A 22,420-nucleotide genomic window follows, 5' to 3' on the forward strand; every position below is an offset into this window, starting at 1 on the left:
TCTACTGGGTTTAGTTGTTCCGCTTCGGCACAATAGTCGTTTCCGGATTGTTCTGGTGCGTTTTAGCGGCGACTTTGCATGGTTCTCAACCGACGCGCGCCGACTTCAAGATCTGACAGGTGTCAAATTCGCAATAATCCGAACGGGTTAGAAATCCTCTTTCGTACACGGCGCGTTCTCTCGTCGTTCGGCGAGTATTAGAACTTCAACATTCAGTAGAAATTCAGGGTTTTCGTCAAAGCCAGAATGGTTAGGCGCGGCCGCCAGCTTCGATGAGATTAGGGTGGCCGCGCGTCTATTGAGCGGGTGTCGTGGTCGACGGCCTCGAAGTCGTAGGCGTCGTTGTCGGCTCGGTCGTGGTAGCCGGCGGTGTAGACTTTTCGATTGCCGTCTCGTTCCTGGGTATTATCAGCAGGATGAGAAGGAGCACCACGGCGGTGAGCATAATTCCAAGGACGGCGGTATTTCGGCTCATGCTGGAACCCTCCCTGCTCAACCAGGCTAGCTTATTGTAGCACGCAATCCCCTTTGTCGGAGTAGAGCAGTCCGGTAGCTCGCCAGTCGCAGGTTCGAATCCTGTCTCCGCAACCAGATCCCAAGAGGGCCCATAACGAACACGCCGGGGAGCCCGGCCGCTGTCGCAGCGACGGCGAAATAGGTTCGGGGCCCGCCCACCAGAAGCCGTTCGCCGGTTAGGCTGCGTAGCCGGAAGGAAGACAAGCGGGAAGCCAACCGCACGTCGAGGCACCAGGACACCCCAGCCCGCTGTAAGCTCTCGGGGCGCAAACGAGAGGCGGAGGTCTGCAAGCCTCCACAACCATTTCGAGGCGCCGATTCAATTGTTCTCGGCTGCTGCACCCAAACCGAACAATCCGCCCATTGGCGAGGCAGACTTCAGATGAGTAGGTCTCAGCAGCGCCTCAGCGATCCGCTGGATCGACATTCTGCTGCCGATGGACCGCAGCGCGTTGTCAATTTCGTTGATGTTGTCGATCTGCCGCAGGAACTCGTCGACCGTCCAGTCCATGTCGATGTACTTGAATGTACTGTTTGCAGACGTGGCAAAAAACTCAACACCGTCAGACTGCGGGCTTCGGCGGAACGGAGTGTGAGCGATAATGTTTCTGCTCTCGCCGCACCTCTTGGCCCGCTTGGCTAAGTCGTCGAAAGCCTTGGCCTCCGTCCTGTCGTGGATGAATTCGGCAACGAGAGCGCGAAGAGTTTTAAGTTTGTCATCGAAGGACATGTTTCGAGTGACTATCGCCGCTCGCAGGCCTTTGATCTCAAGAACATCACTCACCGCATTATTGATGCCCGCCTCTAGAAGGGCAAAGTAGCCCAAGTAGCCACCCACGAGCGTGAATGCGCGAACGTCTGGGTCCATCGCTAGCAGGGCTTCCTTTGTCAGTCCGATCATGTTGGTCCTATGCCCGCCCTAAAAAACACGCGTCACGAGAAGTTCGCGCAGACGCGACACATAGGCAAGTGGTGATCTGATGCGGCCGCAACCTCCATCCTCGATGTTCGTGGACATCACCTCGCCAGCCTTCGCCCCTGCTGAAGACATGCCAGGCTGGGTAGACGCGACCTTCCTCGACCCAGCGTCGCCGGTCCATAACCCAGACCATCTGCACCTGAGCTTCGCCGACATCGGCTACCTTTGGACCATTGTCGGAAACAGCAAGAAGGGCCGCCGCGTCATCGGCCAGTGCGAGACAGGATCTCCGCAAGGCACGATGGGCAAGTGGTCACGCGCCCGGGCTGAAATGCAGGTCAAGCAGTGGTTCGGCCACGTCCCTGATTTCATTATCACGCTGGACGCCGATTACTGCCGAGAGTGCGGGGACGCCGAGTTCATGGCGCTGGTCGAGCACGAGCTCTATCACGCCGCCCAGGACGTCGATGCTTTCGGCGCGCCGAAGTTCAGCAAGTCGACGGGCCGCCCGGTGTTCGTCATTCGGGGACATGACGTCGAAGAGTTCGTCGGGGTGGTCCGTAGGTACGGGGCAGATGCTGCCGGCATCCGCGCCATGGTCGATGCAGCCAGCCAGAAACCCGAGATCGCCAGAGTGCAGATCGCACACGCATGCGGCACCTGCCAGCTTAGGGTCGCCTAGAGTATCTCGTTCACCTCGAACAGCGGCAGGGCCAAGCAGACCGATAGGACGTGCCAGGTTTCGCCCTCGATCGTGGCGCCGTCGTCGGCAGCTATCAGGGTGAGGTTAGGCGCGAGATCATCTCGTGCCTGTTCTAGCAGGGCGTGGCCCTCTTCAGCAGTCATGCCGTCCGGGTAGCGGACGATGTACCTTCGATGCTGGTGGTCTGCTTCAATGGTCATTTTGACGGGACTTTGACACAGCCATGGCGAAAGCGAAACTCTCTGACGAGGTCAAAACTTACATCGTGCAGGCCCTGGCGTGTTTCGATAGCCCTTCAGTGGTATCTGCGGCAGTCAAGAAGGAATACGGCCTCGAAGTGAGCCGGCAACTCGTCGAGAGCCACGATCCGAACAAGAAGGCAGCATCCGGCCTGGCGCCCAAGTGGCGCGTTCTCTTCGAGGAGACCCGCAAGACCTTCCTGGAGGACACCGCCTCGATCGCGATCAGCCATCGCGCCGTTCGTCTCCGCGCTCTTCAACGCATGGCAGACAAGGCAGAAAACCAGGGCAACATGGTGCTGGCATCATCGTTGCTCAAACAGGCGGCGGAAGAAGTCGGCGGCGCCTATACGAACCGACGCGAGATCACGGGCAAGGACGGCAAGGATCTTCCGACGCCGGTCTCTCCGGTGACGATCTTCCAGTTGCCCGATAATGGCAGGGGTTGAGCAAGGGCAGGGCGCCCAGACAATCATCCGGCCCCAGGCTGGCCCGCAGACACAATTCCTTGGTTCGCCAGCAGATATCGCGATCTATGGCGGGTCGGCAGGTGGCGGCAAGACGTGGGCGCTCCTCATGGAGCCGCTGCGCCATGTTGCCAACCCGCAGTTCGGCGCGGTCTTCTTCCGGCGCACGCTGGTGCAGGTCCGAAACGAGGGCGGCCTATGGGACGAGAGCGAGAAGCTCTATCCCAGCCTGAACGCAAAGCCGAAGGTGGCGCCGGATCTGTCGTGGACGTTCCCATCTGGGGCGTCGGTCAGTTTCGCGCACCTCGAACACGACAAGACGGTTTCGAACTGGCAGGGCTCGCAGATCCCGCTGATCTGCTTCGACGAGCTCACGCACTTCAGTGCCAAGCAGTTCTGGTATCTGCTGTCGCGTAACCGCTCGATGTGCGGCGTCAGACCGTATGTCAGGGCAACCTGCAACCCGGATGCGGATAGCTGGGTCGCCGAGTTCATTTCGTGGTGGATCGACCAGGATACTGGTCTGCCGATACCGGAGCGGGCGGGCGTCCTTCGCTACTTCGTCCGCATCGGCGATTCCATCATCTGGGCCGACCATCCGTCGGAACTCGCCGAGTACACGGCACCCGATGAGAACGGCAACCCGAAGCCGATCGAGCCGAAGTCGGTGACGTTCGTCCCGGCCAAGCTGACGGACAACAAGGCGCTGATGGCAGCCGATCCCGGCTACCTCGCCAACCTGATGGCCCTGCCGACGGTTGAGCGCGAACGCCTCCTCGGGGGCAACTGGAAGATTCGTCCGGCTGCCGGGCTCTTGTTCCAGCGCGGTTGGTGCGAGGTCGTCGATGCTATCCCAGCCGGCGTCGTCAAATGGATGCGCGGCTGGGACATGGCGGCAACGCCGAAGACAGAGGGTACCGACCCAGACGCCACGGCCGGTACCAAGATCGGCAAGCTGTCGGACGGGCGCTACATCGTGGCGCATCACTGCAACGACTTCCTGTCACCGTCAGGTGTCGAGCGGTTGATCAGGAACACGGCAGAAGCCGACGGCAAGGACGTGCAGATATCGCTGCCGCAGGATCCTGGCCAGGCGGGCAAATCGCAGGTCACCAACCTGACGAAGCTGCTGGCCGGCTTCACGGTACGGGCCACACCCGAATCCGGTGACAAGGTGACACGGTTCAGCCCGTTCTCTGCCCAGGCGGAAGCGGGCAACGTCCTGCTCCTTCGAGCGCCTTGGAATGCAGCATGGTTTTCGTCGCTCGAAGGCTTTCCTGAAGCGACACATGATGACGACGCCGACAGCACGAGCAGAGCATTCAATGCGCTTCTGAGCGCAAGCACGTTCACGCTGGCGAACGTTTAGGAGCGGACATGGGAAACATCATCGCTTTCGTCCGCGACAGCCTGACGAACATGGTTGCCAACATCGGCACCAGCCGGGACAAGGCGGCGTCGACCTTCTACTCGATGCCGGTGCTTTCGGACGAGGAACTGCTCAACGCCTACCGTGGCGCGTGGCTACCGCGGAAGATCGTGGATGTCCCGGCATTCGATAGCGTCCGTGCCTGGCGCGACTGGCAGGCGAAGAAGGCTCAGATCGAGCTTATCGAGGCCGAAGAGAAGCGCCTCAACGTCAAGGGCAAGATCCTCGAAGCCAAGATCAAGGCTCGGCTCTGGGGCGGCGCTGCCGTCGTCATCGGTACCGGCGATCAGAACCTGACCGAGCCACTCGACGTCGAGCGCGTTGGCAAAGGCGGCCTGAAGTACCTCACGGTCATCTCGCGTCGCAATCTGACGGCGGGCGAGATCGATCGCGACCCGGCCTCCGAATGGTACGGCAAGCCCAAGGTCTACCAGATCAAGTCGACGGACGGCGTGCAGGTCGACATTCACCCGTCGCGCCTGGTCGTCTTCAACGGCGCCGCCCAGCATGACGAGGAGATCGTCACCACGACCTATGCCGGCTGGGGCGACAGCGTGCTCCTGTCGGTCGTCGAGGCGATCAAGCAGGCCGACGGTACTGCGGCGAACATTGCCAGCCTCGTCTTCGAGGCGAAGGTCAACGTGATCCGCATCCCCGACTTCATGCAGAACGTCGGTGATGAGCGGTACCGCGCCAAGATCCTTGAACGCTACACACTGGCGGCCACGGCCAAAGGCATCAACGGCGACCTCCTCCTCGACAAGGAGGAGGAGTTCGAACAGAAGACGGCGAGCTTCGCCACACTCCCAGACGTGCTCATGTCGTTCATGCAGCTGGTATCCGGCGCGGCCGACATTCCGGCAACCCGGTTGCTCGGACAGTCGCCGGCAGGGATGAACGCCACTGGTGAAAGCGACCTTCGCAACTACTACGATCGCCTGCAGGCCATGCAGGAGGTCGAGATGACACCGGCAATGATGCGCCTCGACGAGTGCCATCATCCGCAGCGGGACCGGCTCGCGCGACCCGGATATCTACTACGAGTGGGCACCGCTCTGGGGCATGTCGGAGAAGGAAAAGGCTGACGTCTTCAAGACGAAGGCTGATGCCGCGCGCCAATTGGTGGGCACTTCGCCGGGACAGGAAATTATTCCTCGTGAGGCTGTGTCCGACGCTCTGGTTAATGCGCTCGTCGAAGATGGGTCGCTGCCCGGCCTGGACGCGGCGATCGAGGAATATGGCAAGCTGAGCGAGCAGGAGCCCTCCGAAGACGAGCTTGCGGCCGCAGCAGTCGCACAGTCAATTCAGGAGCGATGAACCCGATAGGCTCATCAAGAGGCCGAGAATATCACCATGAAAAGTGCGGCCCAGAGTAAGGCCGACAACTCGGCCGCCAACAGAAACCCAAATGTGGTGTCGCTCATACAATCCTCCCTAGGCAACCTCCATTGCCGGGAGCAACTATAGGGGAGAGACGACGGCTCCGCTACTAACTAAGACGCAAGCAGTGAGTAAATCAGAACGCCGACAGAACCCCAGAAACCAACTATTACCAGCGCCATCGCGGCAACCAAAACCTTTGTCACGACAAAACTCCTTCGACTGTTGTGCGGGTCCAAAACCTAGCCCAGCGCTGAAATTTTAGTATCGGACCATGGTCTGATCTCGCTGCTTGCGTTGACGGTGTGTCGGACCGCCATCGCCGCAGATCGTTTTTCTTCTGAGGTACTACTCATGAAATTTACAGACACTGCGCCGATCGCGGGCACGCGACGGACCGCCGACGGCTACCTAGTTGCTGAGGTCCGGACAGCGCGTACTGGCATCCAGGACTATGCCGGTCACGAGGTCGGCAAGCCTGAATTGCCGGTGGTCAAGGTCTATCGTCCGGCCGATCAGGTCTTCGCCCGCGACAGCCTCGGCAGTTACGCCCACAAGCCGGTGACGAACGATCACCCGACCGAAGTGGTCACCGCCGACACATGGAAGGCAGTATCGGTCGGCCAGATCGGCGATGAGGTGGCGCGCGACGGAGAATTCGTCCGCATCCCGCTCGTCGTTATGGACGCCGCGGCAATCAAGGCGATCGACGAGGGCAAGCGCGAGCTTTCCGCCGGCTACACCTGCGATCTCGCATGGGAGCCGGGCACGACGCCCGAGGGCGAGAAGTACGACGCCATCCAGAAAGATATCCGGATCAACCACGTCGCCATCGTCGAGCGTGGCCGCGCCGGATCGCAAGCTCGCATCGGCGACGGTGCGGGACAGTGGGGCGCCGCCCCGTTCACCAGTGATCAGAAACCGAAAGAGGAAAAGATCATGACCCTGAAGACGGTTACCGTCGATGGCATCCCGGTTGAAGTAACCGACCAGGGCGCCACGGTGATCGGCACGCTCCAGCAGCGCCTTGCCGACGCCGTTTCCAAGCTTACCGCCACCGAAACGGCACATCAGACGGCTCTGGCCGCCAAGGATGCCGAGCTGGCGAAGAAGGATGCCGAGATTGACGCCACGAAGGCCAAGGTGCTTTCCGACGCCGACCTCGACAAGCGCGTTCAGGCCCGCGCCGATCTCGTCGCCAAGGCCAAGGTTCTGGCGAAGGACGTCAAGACCGCGGGCCTGTCCGATGCCGCCATCCGCAAGGCTGTGGTCGTCGCCAAGATCGGTGATGCTGCGGTCGCCGACAAGTCGGACGCCTACATCGATGCCCGCTTCGACATGCTCGTCGAGGACGTGGCCAAGAACCCCAGCGATCCGTTCCGCAGTGTCGTCAAGCAGGGGCTGACGTCGGACGCGGACCTCACCGACTCCAACAAGGCTTACGAGGCAATGCTTGCTCGCGATCGTAACGCTTGGATGGGCAATCAGAAGGAGAACGCATAATGGCCTTCCCTCCCGTCTCCTATTCGCGTGATACCCCGGCCGGCTATCCCGGCATGATCGCGACCAGCGAGCCGCATTTCATCACCTCGATGATCGTTGCGGCCGCCTCCGGCAACATCCCGTTTGGGGTCGGCGTCATCTACGACACCGTCGAGGACACGGTGAAGCTGCCGGCCGCCATCGGCAAGTTCGCCGGCGTCGCCGTCGTCGATCGCACGCTGCCCTTCGCCAACGGCGAGGTCTACAAGCCGTACGACCAGATCAGCGTCATGAAAAACGGTTCGATCTGGGTCACTGCGCTTGTCGCTGTCGCCCAAGGCGATCCCGTCTACATGACGCCAACAGGCGGCTTCACCAACGTTTCCAACTCGTCGGCCAACCAGCTGATCGAAAATGCCGAATGGGCAAGCGTCACGAGCGGTACCAACCAGCTCGCGCGCCTGCGCCTGGGCGTCACCAAGTAAGGAGAACACAGATGTTCACCACTGACGCGCCCGCGCTGGCGCTGAACTTCCTCCGCACGGCTCAGAACTACATCGAGCCGGGCATCTACGCTCGCGAGTATCCGGATTTCCAGTATCGTGAACTGGTTCCGGTCGATAATTCGGCGCCGGACGGGACCACCGCCATCGACTTCTTCTCGATGGGCGACGACGTCGGCCAGGCGCGAGAGTTTGCTCCGGATGGAGATGACATCCCGTTCGTCGACTTCAAGCTCGACAGCGGCAACAGCCGTGTCTGGATGGCAGCAATCGGCTACCGGTACAATCTGCAGGAGCTTGCCCATGCCCAGGCCTATGGCATCCGCCTGCAGAACGACCGCGCTGATGCGGCCCGTCGCAAGTACGAGCAGTACGTCGACAACGTCGCATTCCTCGGCCGCTCCAAGCTCGGCATGCAGGGCTTGCTCAACACGACCTCCGTTACCGCACTCACCGCGGCGTACGGGGCGGGCGGTACGGCGACCTGGACCACCAAGACGGCCGACGAGATCCTCGCCGACGTCAATAGCGTCCTCGCTGTGATCTTCACTGCCTCCAACGGCATCGAGCAGGCAGACACCATCCTGCTCGACCAGGACCGATATGCACTCATCGCCACAAAGCGTCTCGACGCGACGATGACCACCACCATCCTGGAACACATCCAGCGCGCAAACATCTACACCATTCGGACCGGCCGGCCGCTGACGATCCGTGCCGTGTTCGGGCTGGAAAACGCTGGCGCCGGGAGCACCCACCGCATGGTGGCTTACCGCCGCTCGCCCGACGTCGTGAAGATGCACGTGCCGATGCCGCTGCGCTGGTTGCAGGCCGAGCAGCGCCTGCTGAAGTTCGAAGTGCCGGGCATCTTCCGCCTCGGCGGTGTCGAAGTTCGTCGTCCCGGCGCGATGCGCTACCTCGACGGCATCTGAGGAGTTTTCGCTATGTCCAAGATTACCATTCAGAATACGCGCCCGGGTGGCTTCGGCATCCCGGGCGGTCCGGTCATTGCCGGCGGCGGCTCGCTCGAAGTCGAAACATCAGACTGGAAGACGATCAAGGGTCATCCGGTGGTCAAAGCCTGGGTGGATGCCGGCCATCTGACCCTTGATGGCGACGAGGAGGGTGCTGACGAAGGCGACGGTTCGAAGTCCGTGACCGAAGTCCTCGCGATGGCAACCGACCCGAACGTGCAGTTCATGTCTTTCAAGGCAGCAGCAGCCAAGCTGCTCGGCGACAAGACGCCGGCCAAGAAGGACGAGATCATCGCCGCTCTCGAAGACCTGGCAACCAAGCCCTGAAAGCAAATGGGGCCGCTGTAAAGACAGCGAGCCCCCTCCCTACGCCAGCAGTGTGAGTGCTGGCGCTCCCTGCTGTGAGCAAGAATGCACCGCCTTTATTGATGAAAGACTAATGTAATCTGAGAGGAATGACATGGCCGGATATGGCGATAACGACGGCTTCACGGCTTACGCTACGGCGGCCGGCTATGTCTTCCCCGATGGCACGACCGATGCTCAGAAGACCGCAGCGCGCCAGCGCGGTTCTCTGGTGATCGATCGGTACGAACCTCGGATCAATGGTCACCGCACCGGCGGATATGCCCAGGAGCGGGCATGGCCACGCACCGGCGCGTCCACCTATCACGGGGAGGCGATCCCATCGGGTGAGGTGCCAACCCCCATCATCAACGCTTCCTATGAGGCGGCATTCCTCGAACTGACGAACCCGGGCAGTCTTTCGCCCGTTGTCACCGGCACATCTACGGTCAAGCGCGAAAAGGTCGGGCAGCTTGAAGTCGAGTATGCGACTTCGTCGTCGACCGACATCGACGATGTGGTTGCACTGGCAACGCCGGTCGTCACCGCAATCGAGGGTCTGCTCTGGCCGTTCCTGACGCCGATCTGGCCCGGGGCGCTGGTAGTCTGATGGCCAACCCGCTTTACGCCCGTCTGCAAGCCACGGCGCAGCGCCTCATTGCCAAGTTCGGCCAGGTCGGCGTCGTCACGCGCATCACTCCTCCCGACAACGTTCTCGGCGGCGAGCCCGTGACCACGCCATACCCGGCAACACTTGTCCCGATGGCCTACGAGGCCCGCTACATCGACGGCACCACGATCAAGACCGGCGACATGCAGATCTACATCTCGTCCGTCGGCCTGGCGATCGAGCCGACCGTCGGCGACGTCGTCACGGCCAGCGGCAACGACTACGCCGTCATCGCCGGGGATCCGAACAAGTTCGACGGCATCACGCCGGTTGTGTTCATCGTGCAGGGAAGAACTCGCTGACCGGCGGCTTAGGGCATCTCGATCACGATGTCGTCCAGCTCGTGACCCTCTTCGGCATGTGTGTTGGCGGCGTCACGATCTGGGTGAACAAGGGGCGGGACATCGAGGAGCTTCAGAAGTGGCGCAGCGCAATGGAAGCCCGGAGCGAAGAGCGGTTCCGTGCACTCGAATCCGAAGTGCGGAAGATCGACAACCTCGCCTATCGCGTTGCGTCGACCGAACAGTCGTCGACGTCGACAGCCGCCGCGATCAAGGATCTGCAAACGCTGGTCAGCCAGCAGTCCGGCGATCTGAAGGTGATCAAGGAGATTTTGCAGCGGGTCGAAGGCGGGCAGTTGAGGAGGTAAACGACGCACGAAATTATGGCGTTAGAGCGAGGACAACCAGCCAAGATGCCAAGGCGATCAAAAGCCAAACCCGAGCGTGCCTAAACCGTTGCCGTCTGGTGCTTTCCCAATCGTAGGACATGAGCTGCCTCCTTTCGGTGGCGCACAATGTCAGATTGTGGCTGGCGTAGGAAGATGTTTCCCCAGCGGACGCACAGAAAAGTGCAATGGTTGCCGGCGTCGTCGCCTTCATGATGAAGGGGGGATTTCACATGCGGTTTATTTGGATCGCGGTCGTGTTACGCTGTCGATGTGTCGCAACTCAAAGTTTTCCGGTCGTAGCAGGTGTGGATGCGAATGGCAACGCCTCCTCACACCGCCATTGAATCAACCGATCCGATCTCCCGCAACCATTTAGTGGGTATTGAACCTAACCCGGAAGACCATCTAGTTGGGGAATGTTTTCCAAACGCGCGTCCCATTCCGCTCGGCTTGCAAAGCAGATATGCGCACTTGGTCGGATGTCGATCACGCTATCAATACTCCCAGCAGGTACAACCACCATAGCGCCCTTCAATTGAACACTCGGAAGAGCAGATCCGCACTTAGTGCAAAAGCTTTTTTCGTGTCGGGTCTCTGGAACCCGGTAGGTCTGGATGCTGTCATGACCAGAAACCCAAATTATCGTCGCTGTCGATGAAAACAAATTGGCCGCATGTGCAGACCCCGTGTCCTTTCGACAGCGCTTGCAGTGACAAAGAAAGAAGCTCTCAAACTCACCTGAGATTTGAAATTTAACGGTACCACACAAACAGGAGCCAGCAGTCGTTTCGGTCATAATGATGTACTCATATTCGTTTGACGCGGAATCGCCGCAGTGGATGCAGCCTGCCAGATTAATGGGTCCTGAGCCTAGTGCTTCGTTGGGCGCTAGTGTCGCGTGCTATCGGACGCAAGCTCTATGTATCGCCCGATCGACCAGAGGTAGGCGACAATCTCCAGCTTCAGGGGATCGCGGTCGCCGTACTTCTCGGTGATGCGGTCGAGTTCGTCTCTTGCTCGATGCTGTTCCTCGATATCGCCAAGCACGTACCTGTCGTGGCCTATGGCCATGATCTCGCAGCCGGCCGCAATCATCTCAGACACGAAATCCGGTATTTCGCTCGGCTTCATCATTCGCCGCTTGCTTTGGGCCATCTCAATCCTCCTTTGATCGAGCAGGAAGGGTAGGGCGGCACTAAGTAGATCCGCTAGGCGCAGAAATGGTTCCTAAAATTTGGGGGTAGGGAGCCGGACCCCGGAGCGCTACGTTGCTTGGGGCTGGGACGCGCTCCGGGGTCACTCGCGCCAAGTGCGGTTGACGCTCAACTAGGAATGGCAACGCGAATGAGATTCGGCAATGCGGGTAGGACCTTTGCGGGGAGAGTATCAGACCTAAGTCCGAGGCGGTGACCGAATGACGATAGCCCTTAATGCAGGGTGGAGTTGGGCCATCCGCGTCGCGTCCTCCTTTTTGCTTCCGAAGGCCGCGGCCATATGGGGGGAAGCCCCATGGCGGAACCTTTTCCTCCCCCCTACGTTTTGTAATGCTCTCGATCCTCAACCCGGTCGATCGAGGCGCCTCTAGGCCCCGCTGCCATTAGCGTCCCCGCTAGGTGTGGGGCCTACCGAGGTGAATGATGCTCGCAATTCTCGGCAAAAGCCGGGCGCTGGTTCACCTCGCCGGTCCTGCTTCAGCGGGGCCGTTTTTTTATTCGAAAGGCGAGGACGGGGCCAGGAAGTGGGTGGCAATCAAGCGTCATGTGTGCGGGTGACGTGTAAATTTCCCTCCAACCACATGGCACTCTCGAAAAGAGCGGCTTCATCCCACAAGCCTTGCCGGAACTGTTCGGTAATGTGGCGGGCCAGCCGATCGGCACGTTTTCCGTATCGCGGGATGCTGCACCAGATGCACACTCGATCGAATGTCCGTTGGAGCATGTCAAGTTCGTCGGCGCTGAGTGGTTGGTCGGCAATCTCCCGGATCGAAACCGCCTGGTTGCCGTGCGAAAGCGAGTCCGCGTTCTCTTCCAGAGCCGCCGATTTATAGTAGCCGATCATGTGTTTCAGAGCGCCGCTCTCCCGAGTGCCGCTTTGGTAACAGCTAATAATGCGTCTTGCGATTGCCTCTGCGGCCTCACTATTCCGCGACAGGCCGAGCCCGCGCAGGACGTCCACGAAGATCTGTTCGATCTGGTTGATTTCGTGAGGGAGAAGTACCTTTGAATTGGTCGTGAGGGACATCACGCGACCTCCTGTAACCTGGGGCGAAAGCGTGACGTCTTCCAGTCGTCGGGGCCCTAATAACTGCCCAGCGATGTTGAAGTATGCGCCGAACTGATGACAACGCAATACCCGAAGAGTTCGCCGGGTGGACCCCAGAGCGCGCAGTGCTTGGGGCGGGTCGCGCCCTGGGGGCCTAGCGTCAACGGTGTGATGACGCTCAACCAGTAATGGCGGCTCACTTTCTATTTGACAATGCCCTAAATCAATCTTTCCGTGCAGGGAAAGAAATGGCCCCGATGGGGCGGGGCCAAAAAGAGAGAGATACTGTTCCAACGAGCCCTAGTACACTTAATCACCTGAATCTAATGCCGGAACGTCGTGGCCTCACACGATCTGGGGCTTCACCGACGGGACGGAGCCGGGCGCGCCTGCCTCGTCATCCACATCAGATGGCAACTGGCCGTTCGGAGTGAGATCGTCAACGGCCGTCGGAAGTTCGCGGCTCAAACGGCTTAGAATTTCCGCGGGGGGCAGGCCTGTGCGTGCCGAGAGGTCGTTGAGCACCTCTGGGCCAAGCACCTCGGACAGCTCGCGATCGCCGACTGGCTTATTCTCCCCGGGGCGAACCCATGAGTTAGCCGTTTCGCCGTGCCCCTTCTGTTCAAACTGCCGGAGCAACTCGCCAAGACTTCCACCGAGCCCACCTCCTGAGGCAGCGCCCCCAAACAGGCCACCAAGACCTCCGAGACCACCCATGCCCGTTTGGCTGCCGCCCGCCAGTCCTCCGAGAAGATCGCCCAATCCTCCGCCCGCTTGCGGTTGACCATCAGGTCCGAGTTGTGCCGGGTTTCTGAGCCCCTTCAACAACTCGCCAATTTTATCCCGGTTCTGGTAGCCGGCGACCGCCAGAACCCCCAGAAGCGCCTTCAATGCGTTGCTAACCATTGCTCGTCTCCCTGACGTGTTGTTGTTTGATGATCGCTGCGGCTCTTTCGGGTCGCCGCCGTGGGTCGCATAACCGTCAACGTCCCGGCACCTTCCAGGTTCCGTTGAAATCGCCAGATGCAAGGCGAAATCGGCCCGCGCTGTTCACCACACAAACAGGTGGTTGCAGCCTGCCAGAGTAATGGGTACTGAGCCTAGTGCTTCGGTGGGCGCTAATGCCGCGTGCCTTCTGAGGCAATCTCTATGTATCGCCCGATCGACCAGAGGTAGGCGACAATCTCCAGCTTCAGGCTATCGCGGTCGCCGTACTTTTCGGTTATGCGGTCGAGTTCGTCTCTTGCTCGATGCTGTTCCTCGATATCGCCAAGCACGTACTTGTCGTGGCCTATGGCGGTGATCTCCCAGCCGTCCGCAATCAGCTCAGACACGAAATCTGGTATTTCGCTCGGCTTCATCATTCGGCGCTTGCTTTGGGCCATCTCAATCCTCCTTTGATCCAGCAGGAAGGGTAGGGCGGCACTAAGTAGATCCGCTAGGCGCAGAAATGGTTCCTAAAATTTGGGGGTAGAGAGCCGGACCCCAGAGCGCGCAGTGCTTGGGGCTGGGACGCGCTCCGGGGTCACTCGCGCCAAGTGCGGTTGACGCTCAACTAGGAATGGCAACGCGAATGAGATTCGGCAATGCGGGTAGGACCTTTGCGGGGGAGTTATCAGACCTAAGTCCGAGGTGCTTGCCTCAAAGAAATGGCCCCGTCGTTTCCGACGGGGCCTCAGAGCGCGCGTACTATACCGATCGTGTAACATAAGGGGCCGCATTCTTAAAACTGTCGATGGAACCCCAGCCTTTGATCCGTGCGGTCATCGGCAATGCACAACGGTCGCCGATGCGGAATGTTCCCTATGCGGCGGTGCGACAACGAACCTACGACCTTTGCGCGGCCATATGGGACTGAAGTCCCATGGTGGAACCTTTTCCGCCGCCCTACGTTTTCAGCTGCTCTCGATCCTCAACCCGGTCGATCGAGGCGCCTCTAGGCCCCGCTGCCATTAGCGTCCCCGCTAGGTGTGGGGCCTACCGAGGTTATTGATGCTCGCAGTTTCTCGGCAAAAGCCGGGCGCCGGTTCGCCTCAGGTCCCGTTCAGCGGGGCCTTTTTTTATCCAACCAACTCCGCAGATGGGGAGGCGGGACTACTACCACCCGTTGCGCAATTTTCGCTCCGATGGCCAGGCTTCGGTCGCCGGGGTCCGAACCTTTATCCAGTGGACCGTTCGGAAATGGTCCGACGGGACACCCGACACGTACGACAACCCGTTCGGCGCCCGCTATATCCTCAGCCACCCTGCGGATAAACTCGTCCGCGCCGGGGGCACTTACTTGGCCCTCGATCACGACGCTGTTTCCGAGCACTCTAAAGCAGAGGCCTTGCGTATCAAATGGAGCTTCGGCCGCCAGCGCATATTTTAGGGAGGCGATAAGTCCCGAGGAATCAGACCCCTCCCCGGCGCGGACGTCAAATTCGGGTGGGATTAGGATCATCGCCAGAACTCCTTTGTTGGAGTTCCAACCCGTCCGTACGAGCATTGTTCCCAGCCGCGTGCGCTTTCCTTCGCCTATGGAGACTGCGCAAAGAAATGGCCTCGTCGGGGTGACGAGGCCAGAGGCTCCTTCGGACTTCACTCCGGGGATTTGGTGAAGCCTGCCATGTGATCCCGAGCGGGGGTGTCGGGATCAGGACACGCCAGAAACGCACATACGGCGAAAAGGTTCCCAGCAGGCAGGGAGCGAGCCAAAAAAAGAATGGCCCCGAAACGCGTCGACCGGGGCCAGAAGGAAGGGTGGCAGAGCCCCGGAAGAAACGGAGCCCGGTCTAATAACGCACGGTCATCAAAGTCGTTCCGCGCCGTTTTTTTGTCAACGACACGACGGATAGGCCGATGGCCCCATGCCGCGATACTCCGGCTGAAAGAACGTGCATTCGAACCGGCTGGTCAGGGCCGTTAGCAGCGCATGCGTGATCGCCGCCTTGGCATCGTCCCGTTTGCTGGCATCAATGCCGACGAAATCCTTGGCTATCGCCTCGGGCACCTTCCAGAGTTCGTCCGCCAATAGTTCGACGATCTCTGCTTCGTCTATTACCACACCGTCCCGCTCGAGACGGTGATTGCCGCGGATGCCGGTGACGATGGACTGAGCAATCCAATGAGCGCTCGATTTCTCGCGCCGCCGTGATCGACCAGTGCCGGCGAACGCTCGCTTTATGGGCTCCCGTGTGGTCACGAGGCGGATGTAGATGCCTTGATCAAGGTGCTTGTGATCGGTCATGGGATCACGCCTGCTTCGACGGAGGCCAGACCGCCGGCCGGAAAGCCGAAGCCGCCCCATTTCTTGCAGCCAGGGTGCTCGCAGAGGTGCGCCTGGGGGCCTTCGGTTGACTTCTTTGCGGCGGACGGATCGTCGCTCACAGTAGGCCTCCCTCCCCAAATTTGGGGAATTCGAATGCTAAAGATTGTTCTTCTTTTGTTCTTACATTATCTCAACCTCATGGTCGAGACAATCGGTGAAGCCTTCAGCCTCGGATGGCGCCTCAAGGCGCGCTGCGCCTACGGCAAGCGCGAGGGCCTGAAGTCTATCCGCGAATGCACATGGACCTATGATCTCGATATGCTGACGCTCGTCACGACGCGCGGCCGCGACTTTCCCCTCGCAATACTTGCTTCCCGGCTCCGGTGCCCCCGCTGCGGGTCGCGTCTGGTGTCGGTGGTCTTTATCCCGCCGGCGGATGGAGATCAGAGGAGGGGCGCGGCCTAGCCTTCAATGCACCGCCGCTGGCTTTGCTTTGCGAAGGAGCACGCCGGCGGCCTCGTCGAACATGCGGTCCTTGGCGTCCAGCGCGAACCAATGATTATGTGCAAGCTCGATCAGCGCGACGGCGACCTCTCGCTCAGACCAGCCAGCCGCCTGCGCTTCCTCAGCCACTGCCCGGAACACTTCCTCCATCGCCATTTGGCAATCTAGATCTCGATCGGGATAAGCTTCACCGCGCTTGGGGGCTGAAAATATCGGCTGTTTCGGCATGGCGTTCCTCCTTGTGCAGCAGCTTAGACGTTTTCGCTGGTTCGTGCGTTAATGCGTCATGGCTAAAACACCTCGGAAGAGATCAACTCCCACACCGCTGTCCGAGCCGATGCCGCGGCGGGTCGATCCCTGCGTCGCAACCCTCGTCGACAAGCCGCCGAAGGGTCCGGAGTGGGCCTTCGAGGTGAAGTGGGACGGGTACCGACTGGCGGTGCACGTCGAGCCAAGCGAGGTGAGGGCGATCACGCGCGGCGGATATGATTGGTCCAAGAAGTTCGGCTCGATCGTCACCGAGGCGCGCGAGCTCGGCCATGCGACAATGATCATTGATGGCGAGGCTGTCGTGCTCGACGACCAGGGCCGCTCCGATTTTGGTCTGCTGCAGCGCGCGGTCGGCAGGCGTCCGAGCCTGCACGATGCCGCAGAGATCATCTTCTTCGCCTTCGATCTTCTCTATCTCGACGGCCAAGACCTCCGGATGATGCCCTTAGTCGAGCGCCGGCAACTGCTCGAACCGATCGTCGCCGGCAGGACTGGCGCGATTCGCTTCTCGGAGGAGGTGCACGCCGAGGGCGCCGAGTTCTTTCGCGCCGCTTGCGAGCTCGGCCTCGAAGGCATCATCGCAAAGCGTCGAGACAAGCCCTATCGGTCGGGCCGCCGGCCGGAATGGCTCAAGATCAAATGCACGCGGCGCGACAGCTTCGTGATCGTCGGCTATGAGCGATCGACGGTGCCAGGTGCGATCGGTCGCCTGCTGCTGGCTGCCAAGACGGGCGACGGCCTCGTCTACGTCGGCGGCTGCGGTACCGGGTGGAGCAACAAGGAATCGGTGCAGCTTCGCGAACTGCTCGATGCTATCCCCGCGGGGCGGCCGCCGGTGGCACTGAAACGCAAGGGTGCGATCTTCTCCGAACCGCTGCTCGTGGCGGAGGTCGAGTACCGAGCCTGGACACAGGACGGCAAACTGCGGCATCCGTCATTTAAGAGGGTCGGCCAGCGGGCCGAGGAGATGGAAGTTTACCATCTCTATTAAGCGCTGATCTTTGCAACTGTCGACGGCCCAGGCGGAGCTCCACCATCAGGCGCACCAACCACCCTCTGACGTCCGAGATAGCAATGAATTCTTCTATATGGTCGATGGCATATTCGAGCGTTTGTTCGGTGAGAGCAGTCGCCTCTCTCGGCGAGGCAGTCAGGCTCCGCGCCCATGCCGACAAGTCGGGCAACAAATCTACGACGGTGGTGCCGCCGCTGGCCGTCATCGTGTGGTCAATCGAAAGGCTGACCTCCTTCAAGCGCGCTTCGAGTTCCCGCGCATCACGCGTGCCGCTCATGAACAATTCGAGGGTGCGGCGAGCCAGCCACTCCCCCTCGTCGCTTTGGCGGCTTATTGCGCGCGCATTCACGACCTTCTCATAGACCGTCGAGACGACAGTGAAGTCTTGAGGCAGAATGTAACCGGATTTCTGCGGATAAAACATAGCGCAGTTTCCTCCCTTGGGGCGAAAGCGCATATGATCTCCCAGCCGCCGGAGCCCTTCTTAAAGTCCAGCGATAATCTCATTGTGCGCCGCCGGAGGCGCAATGGATAGTAACTTTGACATGTTGAGCGGGGTCAAATGGAAACTCGCGGCGCGCTGCATCCGCGATTTAGAATTGATGCGGATGCAAGGTCGTGACGCTGAGTCCCGAAATAATTCCCGAAGTTGGGATCTAGACACGGCGCAATCGCCTGCGCTACAAGGCCTCCAACAAAGTAGACCTCTCTCCTGGGGGTCAAGGGGTCGTGGGTTCGAATCCCGCCGCTCCGACCATTTTTCTCAATCCTCAATCCCCCATAGAGCGATTGATCTGTTTTTCATTTCCCTCTTTGCAGCGCTACTCCGCCGGCTGAAGGATTGCCGGCACGCGGCGTTTGGCGGCCGCCTTCTGATAGAGCGTTTCCGTTTGATCGAGCATCACGTCGAGGGTGAAGCGGTCTTTCAGTCTTTGCGCGATGGCGGACAGCTCTCCGAATGTTTCCGGTGCGGCGGCTTTGACCATCGTCTTGGCGAGCAGGGACGTGTCGTCACTGTTCGGCAGGATGAAGCCGTTCTGGCCATCTTCGATGACCGTGCGGGCGCCGCCGATATCGGTGGCGATAATAGGCTTGCCTGCGGCCGCCCCTTCCAGCATCACGTAGGACATGGCTTCGTAGCGGCTCGGCATGACCAGAAGATCGAATGCCGGTGCGGCCTGCGGTCCGGTGAAGGCCGAGGTCAGGTGCATGCGGTTCTGCAATCCACTCTCGGCCATTGCCTTGCGCAGGCTCCTTTCGAGTTCGCCCGCGCCGACCATCACCAGATGGCTGTTTTTCACGGATGCGGCGACGCTCTGGAAAGCGGCGATCAGCCGCTCCGGCGCCTTTTGCGCCGAGAGGCGGCCAATGAAGCCGAAGACGAAGGCATCCGGCGCGATCCCGAAGCTGGCGCGAATCGTTTGCGCCATCTCGCATGAGGGCGGGGCAACGCCGTTGACGATCACCGACATCCGCTTTTCCGGCATGTTCAGCGACAACGCGTGACGATACTCATCCTCCGAAACGCAGATCAGATGGTCGGTGAGAAAACGGGCGAGGCCCCATTCGATCGTGCCGTAGATGAGGCGACCGGCGCGGCCGAGCGTCGGGTCGAGGGTCCGGAAGGCGTGCGGGGTATAGACACGCGGAACATGGGGGCCGGGCAGGCGCAGGCGCGTCAGCGCGCCGGCCTTCGAACTGTGGCCGTGGACGATGTCGAAATTGCCGCGGCGAATGAGGCGGCGCAATTCAAGAAAGCGGCCGATATCAGAAGGTCCCGGCGCGCGCTTCATATCGACGGCGTGGACGGCCGGCAGGCCGATTGCCTTCAATTCGCGCACGAAACCTTCCTCGGCGCGCACCGGCGAATAAACTGCCTCCACATGGTGCCCGCGCTCGTGCACGCCGCGGCAGAGGTCGAGGAAATGTCGGCCCGAGCCGCCGCCGCTTGGCTCCAGCACTTGGAGCAGGCGCAGGGGAAGGGCCGGGCGCCGGCCCGCAACGATGTGTTCCATGATCAGGAGCTCCAGCCGGCGCGTGCCTGCCGGCGATGGCGGTATTCGAGAGCGGCACATCCCCAGATGATGCCAAGGAGCAGGTAGAAATGGCGCCAGTGGTCGGTATCGATGACATTGCCGACGCCGACATGGCCGAGAACGGCGACCCAGGCGATCATCAGGTAGGTTTGCCAGGGGCGGTCGAGCAGCAGGAAGCGGAAGCCGAGCGAAAGCGTCCAGATGATCAGCGTGACATAGCTGATGAAACCGAGCCAGCCGTAGGACGTCAGCGACTTCAGCCAGACATTGTGCTCGTCTTCCGGGAAGATCGTGCTGAAGACCATCGGCCCGATCCCGAGCGGCTTCTCCATCGACATCAGGAAGCCCAGGCGATGGCGGTCGAAACGGCCGAGATGCCCGCCGTCATAATCCTGCACGAGCTGCGACCGGCTGGAAAAGAGGGTTGCGACTCGCTCGGATTGAAGGGCGACGAGAAGAGCGCCGACGACCATAAGCCCGCCGACGAGCGCCAGCACGAGGATCCTGAGGCGGAAGAGGCCGCTGCGTTCCTTGAGCAGCATGACGAAGACGAAGGCGACGACGCAGAAGAGATTGAGCGCCCAGGCCGCACGCGAAAACGACAGGAAGACACCGAGCGCGAGGATCATCAAAGCGGCGATCTTCGGTGGTGCCTTCTGGATCGGCTGCGTCAGGATGCCATGGATCAGATACATGGCCGGCACCGAGAGAAAAGGTCCGAATACGTTGGGGTCCTGAAAGGCGCCCTTGGCGCGGCCATAGAGTGTGAAGTTCTCCGCACCCGGAACGGCGCCGAAATAGCCGAGAATGCCGAGCAACGCGGTAATGATGGCCGCTGCCACCCAGGCATTGAAGATCAGCCGGAGGCGCTCGTGGCGGTCTTCGATGATCGCGGCGTAGAACACCGACGATAGCGCAAGAAAACCGGAGACCGCCATGTACATCGGCCCCTTGGTCAGGTCGACCATGACCGTCAAGGACAGGATGCCGCCCACCATGAACAGCGTCAGGAGCGCGAGCAGGGGAGCGACACTGCGGGAAATCTTGAGACCGAAGAGCGCCCACAGGCCAATGAGCGCGACCAGGAACAATTCATAGGGCGCGGGCTCGAAGATGACGAAGCCGGAGAGAAATACGGCGAACGCCACGAGCCCGGAGCCAAGCAGCGAGAGCGCCGCAAGCTGGGGACGAGCGATCGGGAACCGGCCTGTCTCGACGGTGCTCAATAGGCGTTCTCGGTGTTGAGAAGCCGGAAAGGTGTCAGGAACAGGATCTTGAGATCGAAGAGCAGCGACCAGTTTTCGATGTAGTGGAGATCGAACGCCGTGCGCAGGCGGATCTTCTCGTCATTGTCGATCTCGCCGCGCCAGCCATTGATCTGCGCCCAGCCGGTAACGCCTGGCTTGACGCGATGGCGAGCGAAATAGCCTTCGACGACGTCGGAATAGGTCCGGTTCTGGGTCTGCGCCGCGACGGCGTGCGGACGCGGCCCAACGAGCGACAGTTCGCCTTTCAGCACGTTGAAAATCTGCGGCAGTTCATCGATCGACGACTTGCGGATGAAGCGGCCGACCGGCGTGACGCGAGGGTCGCCCTTGGTCACGGCGTTGCGTGCCGAAGGGTCGCTCATATGCGTATACATCGAGCGGAACTTGTAGACCTCGATCGTCTCGTTGTTGAAGCCGTGCCGCTTCTGCTTGAAGATGATCGGGCCGGGAGAGGTGGCTTTGACCGCGATGGCGGCGCCCAACATGATCGGCCATAGGAGCACCACGGCAACCAGGCTGAAGAAGATGTCGAAGCCGCGCTTGGCGACCGAGTCCCAATCGGCGATCGGCTTGTCGAAGATGTCGAGCATGGGCACATCGCCGACATGGGAATAGCTACGAGGACGGAAACGCAGATTGTTGGCGTGGGCCGCGAGCCGGATGTCGACCGGCAGGATCCAGAGCTTCTTGAGGAGCTCGAGAATGCGTTTTTCCGCCGTCAGCGGCAGCGAGATGATCAGCATGTCGATGCGCGCCAGGCGCGCGAACTCCACGAGCTCGTTGACCGTTCCAAGTTTCGGATAGCCGGCGATGACGTTCGGCGAGCGGCGCTCGTCGCGGTCGTCGAAAATGCCGCAGATACGGATGTCGTTATCGGGCTGATCCTCAAGCGTGCGGATCAGGTCCTTCGCCGGCTGGCCGCCGCCGACGACAACAGCGCGGCGTTCCATCGTGCCGTTGCGGGCCCAGTGGCGAATGGAATAGGCGATGAAGGCACGTTCGGCGACGAGAAAGAGCGCGCCACCGACGAACCAGCCGCCGAACCAGACGCGGGAATATTGGTGGCCGGATTTCAGGAAGAAGAGGGCGATGGCAATCCCACCGAAGGCGACCGCCCAGGCCGCGAGAATGCGCGGCATCACGCGCAGACAGGCGCGCAATGCAGGGATCTGGTAGGTATCGGCGATCTGCATCGCGGCAACCGCCAGCGCCGAGCCTCCCATCAGTATCGCCAGATAGAGCGGCAATTGCTCGAAGCCCGGTTGAACGTAGAGCGCGTTGATCGCGTAGCCGATGGCGAAGAGCGCGCTGAACTCGAAGAGCCGCATCAGCCCCATGATCATGGCCGGCGAATAGGTGTCGGCCCGGAACTGTTCGGCGATTTGCCGCGCCAGCGGATTGAGTTCTGCAGACGGCTCGCCGCTCGGCATCTCGCCCGGCGCACGGGAGCGGATTTCCGAAATCTTCTTGCGAAGCGCTTCGGGATCGAATGAATCCGGGCGGTCAAACTTGTTCATG

The 22,420-nt window shown here is 60.7% G+C and carries 26 protein-coding genes, 1 tRNA gene and 1 pseudogene; 14 read left to right on the forward strand and 14 right to left on the reverse strand.

Annotated elements, in window-relative coordinates; all coding sequences use genetic code 11:
- Positions 1–529 precede the first annotated feature (529 nt).
- A tRNA-OTHER gene (locus tag ACN9MO_RS04900) sits at positions 530–591 on the forward strand.
- 244 nt (positions 592–835) lie between these two features.
- Here ACN9MO_RS04900 and ACN9MO_RS04905 read toward each other — a convergent pair.
- Positions 836–1,417, reverse strand: a complete 582-nt coding sequence (locus ACN9MO_RS04905; RefSeq protein ID WP_113132749.1) for a hypothetical protein — start codon at positions 1,415–1,417, stop codon at positions 836–838.
- Positions 1,418–1,496: 79 nt separating this feature from the next.
- Here ACN9MO_RS04905 and ACN9MO_RS04910 point away from each other — a divergent pair, with 79 nt between their 5' ends.
- The gene (locus ACN9MO_RS04910; RefSeq protein WP_113132750.1) at positions 1,497–2,117 is read left to right on the forward strand and encodes a putative metallopeptidase; all 621 of its coding nucleotides are present in this window, start codon (positions 1,497–1,499) and stop codon (positions 2,115–2,117) included.
- Here the strand turns inward: ACN9MO_RS04910 and ACN9MO_RS04915 are convergent.
- Entirely contained in the window at positions 2,114–2,338 is a 225-nt protein-coding gene (locus ACN9MO_RS04915; protein ID WP_057252489.1) for a hypothetical protein, read from the reverse strand. The two genes, ACN9MO_RS04910 and ACN9MO_RS04915, sit on opposite strands and share 4 nt — an antisense overlap.
- A gap of 23 nt (positions 2,339–2,361) precedes the next feature.
- On the opposite strand from ACN9MO_RS04915, the gene ACN9MO_RS04920 reads away from it, so the two are divergent.
- The 10 genes and pseudogenes from ACN9MO_RS04920 (at position 2,362) to ACN9MO_RS04965 (ending at position 10,276) form a co-directional block, all read left to right on the forward strand.
- Positions 2,362–2,826, forward strand: a complete 465-nt coding sequence (locus ACN9MO_RS04920; protein ID WP_057252487.1) for a DUF2280 domain-containing protein — start codon at positions 2,362–2,364, stop codon at positions 2,824–2,826.
- Complete coding sequence (terL, locus tag ACN9MO_RS04925; protein ID WP_057252486.1) at positions 2,813–4,213, forward strand: phage terminase large subunit; 1,401 nt, start codon at positions 2,813–2,815, stop codon at positions 4,211–4,213. The genes ACN9MO_RS04920 and terL overlap by 14 nt, the downstream gene beginning before the upstream one ends.
- An 8-nt stretch (positions 4,214–4,221) precedes the next feature.
- Positions 4,222–5,649: pseudogene (locus tag ACN9MO_RS04930) on the forward strand (DUF1073 domain-containing protein).
- Positions 5,650–6,007: 358 nt separating this feature from the next.
- Entirely contained in the window at positions 6,008–7,156 is a 1,149-nt protein-coding gene (locus ACN9MO_RS04935; RefSeq protein WP_057252483.1) for a DUF2213 domain-containing protein, read from the forward strand.
- On the forward strand, positions 7,156–7,620 hold the full coding sequence (locus ACN9MO_RS04940) for a structural cement protein Gp24 (RefSeq protein ID WP_057252481.1): 465 nt from the start codon (positions 7,156–7,158) through the stop codon (positions 7,618–7,620). The genes ACN9MO_RS04935 and ACN9MO_RS04940 overlap by 1 nt, the downstream gene beginning before the upstream one ends.
- An 11-nt stretch (positions 7,621–7,631) precedes the next feature.
- Positions 7,632–8,570, forward strand: coding sequence for a DUF2184 domain-containing protein (locus ACN9MO_RS04945; RefSeq protein WP_425986783.1), 939 nt, complete (start codon positions 7,632–7,634; stop codon positions 8,568–8,570).
- Between the two features lie 12 nt (positions 8,571–8,582).
- Positions 8,583–8,939, forward strand: a complete 357-nt coding sequence (locus ACN9MO_RS04950) for a hypothetical protein (RefSeq protein WP_057252477.1) — start codon at positions 8,583–8,585, stop codon at positions 8,937–8,939.
- Between the two features lie 133 nt (positions 8,940–9,072).
- Entirely contained in the window at positions 9,073–9,567 is a 495-nt protein-coding gene (locus tag ACN9MO_RS04955) for a DnaT-like ssDNA-binding protein (RefSeq protein ID WP_057252475.1), read from the forward strand.
- Positions 9,567–9,929, forward strand: a complete 363-nt coding sequence (locus tag ACN9MO_RS04960; protein ID WP_057252473.1) for a hypothetical protein — start codon at positions 9,567–9,569, stop codon at positions 9,927–9,929. Before ACN9MO_RS04955 ends, ACN9MO_RS04960 begins: the two co-directional genes overlap by 1 nt.
- A gap of 41 nt (positions 9,930–9,970) precedes the next feature.
- The gene (locus ACN9MO_RS04965) at positions 9,971–10,276 is read left to right on the forward strand and encodes a hypothetical protein (RefSeq protein WP_113132752.1); all 306 of its coding nucleotides are present in this window, start codon (positions 9,971–9,973) and stop codon (positions 10,274–10,276) included.
- Positions 10,277–10,685: 409 nt separating this feature from the next.
- Here ACN9MO_RS04965 and ACN9MO_RS04970 read toward each other — a convergent pair whose 3' ends face one another.
- The 7 genes from ACN9MO_RS04970 to ACN9MO_RS05000 form a co-directional block, all read right to left on the reverse strand.
- Positions 10,686–11,093, reverse strand: coding sequence for a GFA family protein (locus ACN9MO_RS04970; RefSeq protein WP_082615947.1), 408 nt, complete (start codon positions 11,091–11,093; stop codon positions 10,686–10,688).
- A gap of 92 nt (positions 11,094–11,185) precedes the next feature.
- Complete coding sequence (locus tag ACN9MO_RS04975) at positions 11,186–11,452, reverse strand: hypothetical protein (protein ID WP_057252425.1); 267 nt, start codon at positions 11,450–11,452, stop codon at positions 11,186–11,188.
- A gap of 594 nt (positions 11,453–12,046) precedes the next feature.
- Positions 12,047–12,538, reverse strand: a complete 492-nt coding sequence (locus tag ACN9MO_RS04980) for a hypothetical protein (protein WP_057252423.1) — start codon at positions 12,536–12,538, stop codon at positions 12,047–12,049.
- A gap of 366 nt (positions 12,539–12,904) precedes the next feature.
- The gene (locus ACN9MO_RS04985) at positions 12,905–13,465 is read right to left on the reverse strand and encodes a YidB family protein (protein WP_057252422.1); all 561 of its coding nucleotides are present in this window, start codon (positions 13,463–13,465) and stop codon (positions 12,905–12,907) included.
- 212 nt (positions 13,466–13,677) lie between these two features.
- On the reverse strand, positions 13,678–13,944 hold the full coding sequence (locus ACN9MO_RS04990; RefSeq protein ID WP_057252420.1) for a hypothetical protein: 267 nt from the start codon (positions 13,942–13,944) through the stop codon (positions 13,678–13,680).
- 1,433 nt (positions 13,945–15,377) lie between these two features.
- Positions 15,378–15,788, reverse strand: a complete 411-nt coding sequence (locus ACN9MO_RS04995) for a hypothetical protein (protein WP_057252417.1) — start codon at positions 15,786–15,788, stop codon at positions 15,378–15,380.
- On the reverse strand, positions 15,785–15,928 hold the full coding sequence (locus ACN9MO_RS05000) for a hypothetical protein (RefSeq protein ID WP_162733625.1): 144 nt from the start codon (positions 15,926–15,928) through the stop codon (positions 15,785–15,787). Before ACN9MO_RS05000 ends, ACN9MO_RS04995 begins: the two co-directional genes overlap by 4 nt.
- 34 nt (positions 15,929–15,962) lie before the next feature.
- Here ACN9MO_RS05000 and ACN9MO_RS05005 point away from each other — a divergent pair, with 34 nt between their 5' ends.
- Positions 15,963–16,274 carry a hypothetical protein gene (locus ACN9MO_RS05005; RefSeq protein WP_057252415.1) on the forward strand — a complete coding sequence of 104 codons (312 nt, stop codon included), beginning with the start codon at positions 15,963–15,965 and terminating at the stop codon, positions 16,272–16,274.
- A gap of 3 nt (positions 16,275–16,277) precedes the next feature.
- On the opposite strand, the gene ACN9MO_RS05010 is transcribed toward ACN9MO_RS05005, so the two are convergent.
- On the reverse strand, positions 16,278–16,541 hold the full coding sequence (locus ACN9MO_RS05010; protein ID WP_156414689.1) for a hypothetical protein: 264 nt from the start codon (positions 16,539–16,541) through the stop codon (positions 16,278–16,280).
- Positions 16,542–16,599: 58 nt separating this feature from the next.
- Between ACN9MO_RS05010 and ligD the strand changes: the two genes are divergently transcribed.
- Entirely contained in the window at positions 16,600–17,574 is a 975-nt protein-coding gene (ligD, locus tag ACN9MO_RS05015) for a non-homologous end-joining DNA ligase (RefSeq protein ID WP_057252412.1), read from the forward strand.
- Here the strand turns inward: ligD and ACN9MO_RS05020 are convergent.
- The 4 genes from ACN9MO_RS05020 to ACN9MO_RS05035 all read right to left on the reverse strand — a co-directional run bounded on the left by ACN9MO_RS05020 (position 17,522) and on the right by ACN9MO_RS05035 (position 22,419).
- On the reverse strand, positions 17,522–18,022 hold the full coding sequence (locus tag ACN9MO_RS05020) for a hypothetical protein (RefSeq protein ID WP_162733626.1): 501 nt from the start codon (positions 18,020–18,022) through the stop codon (positions 17,522–17,524). The genes ligD and ACN9MO_RS05020 overlap by 53 nt on opposite strands.
- A gap of 397 nt (positions 18,023–18,419) precedes the next feature.
- A complete protein-coding gene (locus ACN9MO_RS05025; RefSeq protein WP_113132756.1) occupies positions 18,420–19,613 on the reverse strand; it encodes a glycosyltransferase family 4 protein in 1,194 nt (397 codons plus the stop codon).
- Between the two features lie 2 nt (positions 19,614–19,615).
- Positions 19,616–20,860: an O-antigen ligase family protein gene (locus tag ACN9MO_RS05030; RefSeq protein WP_112995516.1), complete on the reverse strand. Its 1,245-nt coding sequence runs from the start codon at positions 20,858–20,860 to the stop codon at positions 19,616–19,618.
- Positions 20,857–22,419 carry an undecaprenyl-phosphate glucose phosphotransferase gene (locus ACN9MO_RS05035; protein ID WP_057252403.1) on the reverse strand — a complete coding sequence of 521 codons (1,563 nt, stop codon included), beginning with the start codon at positions 22,417–22,419 and terminating at the stop codon, positions 20,857–20,859. The genes ACN9MO_RS05030 and ACN9MO_RS05035 overlap by 4 nt, the downstream gene beginning before the upstream one ends.
- Position 22,420 lies beyond the last annotated feature (1 nt).

It is taken from the genome of Ensifer sp. R-19 (genome assembly GCF_049905105.1).
Taxonomy (GTDB): domain Bacteria; phylum Pseudomonadota; class Alphaproteobacteria; order Rhizobiales; family Rhizobiaceae; genus Ensifer.

Excerpts from the sequence above, each read along its gene's own strand:
- ligD (WP_057252412.1), top strand. The coding sequence starts at position 16,600 with ATGGCTAAAACACCTCGGAAGAGATCAACTCCCACACCGCTGTCCGAG.
- ACN9MO_RS04955 (WP_057252475.1), top strand. The coding sequence starts at position 9,073 with ATGGCCGGATATGGCGATAACGACGGCTTCACGGCTTACGCTACGGCG.
- ACN9MO_RS04990 (WP_057252420.1), bottom strand. The coding sequence starts at position 13,944 with ATGGCCCAAAGCAAGCGCCGAATGATGAAGCCGAGCGAAATACCAGAT.
- ACN9MO_RS04950 (WP_057252477.1), top strand. The coding sequence starts at position 8,583 with ATGTCCAAGATTACCATTCAGAATACGCGCCCGGGTGGCTTCGGCATC.
- ACN9MO_RS04985 (WP_057252422.1), bottom strand. The coding sequence starts at position 13,465 with ATGGTTAGCAACGCATTGAAGGCGCTTCTGGGGGTTCTGGCGGTCGCC.
- terL (WP_057252486.1), top strand. The coding sequence starts at position 2,813 with ATGGCAGGGGTTGAGCAAGGGCAGGGCGCCCAGACAATCATCCGGCCC.
- ACN9MO_RS04970 (WP_082615947.1), bottom strand. The coding sequence starts at position 11,093 with ATGACCGAAACGACTGCTGGCTCCTGTTTGTGTGGTACCGTTAAATTT.
- ACN9MO_RS04935 (WP_057252483.1), top strand. The coding sequence starts at position 6,008 with ATGAAATTTACAGACACTGCGCCGATCGCGGGCACGCGACGGACCGCC.
- ACN9MO_RS04960 (WP_057252473.1), top strand. The coding sequence starts at position 9,567 with ATGGCCAACCCGCTTTACGCCCGTCTGCAAGCCACGGCGCAGCGCCTC.
- ACN9MO_RS04945 (WP_425986783.1), top strand. The coding sequence starts at position 7,632 with ATGTTCACCACTGACGCGCCCGCGCTGGCGCTGAACTTCCTCCGCACG.
- ACN9MO_RS04905 (WP_113132749.1), bottom strand. The coding sequence starts at position 1,417 with ATGATCGGACTGACAAAGGAAGCCCTGCTAGCGATGGACCCAGACGTT.
- ACN9MO_RS05005 (WP_057252415.1), top strand. The coding sequence starts at position 15,963 with ATGCTAAAGATTGTTCTTCTTTTGTTCTTACATTATCTCAACCTCATG.
- ACN9MO_RS05025 (WP_113132756.1), bottom strand. The coding sequence starts at position 19,613 with ATGGAACACATCGTTGCGGGCCGGCGCCCGGCCCTTCCCCTGCGCCTG.
- ACN9MO_RS04940 (WP_057252481.1), top strand. The coding sequence starts at position 7,156 with ATGGCCTTCCCTCCCGTCTCCTATTCGCGTGATACCCCGGCCGGCTAT.
- ACN9MO_RS04920 (WP_057252487.1), top strand. The coding sequence starts at position 2,362 with ATGGCGAAAGCGAAACTCTCTGACGAGGTCAAAACTTACATCGTGCAG.
- ACN9MO_RS04910 (WP_113132750.1), top strand. The coding sequence starts at position 1,497 with ATGCGGCCGCAACCTCCATCCTCGATGTTCGTGGACATCACCTCGCCA.
- ACN9MO_RS05035 (WP_057252403.1), bottom strand. The coding sequence starts at position 22,419 with ATGAACAAGTTTGACCGCCCGGATTCATTCGATCCCGAAGCGCTTCGC.
- ACN9MO_RS05020 (WP_162733626.1), bottom strand. The coding sequence starts at position 18,022 with ATGTTTTATCCGCAGAAATCCGGTTACATTCTGCCTCAAGACTTCACT.
- ACN9MO_RS04975 (WP_057252425.1), bottom strand. The coding sequence starts at position 11,452 with ATGGCCCAAAGCAAGCGGCGAATGATGAAGCCGAGCGAAATACCGGAT.
- ACN9MO_RS05010 (WP_156414689.1), bottom strand. The coding sequence starts at position 16,541 with ATGCCGAAACAGCCGATATTTTCAGCCCCCAAGCGCGGTGAAGCTTAT.
- ACN9MO_RS04915 (WP_057252489.1), bottom strand. The coding sequence starts at position 2,338 with ATGACCATTGAAGCAGACCACCAGCATCGAAGGTACATCGTCCGCTAC.
- ACN9MO_RS04995 (WP_057252417.1), bottom strand. The coding sequence starts at position 15,788 with ATGACCGATCACAAGCACCTTGATCAAGGCATCTACATCCGCCTCGTG.
- ACN9MO_RS04980 (WP_057252423.1), bottom strand. The coding sequence starts at position 12,538 with ATGTCCCTCACGACCAATTCAAAGGTACTTCTCCCTCACGAAATCAAC.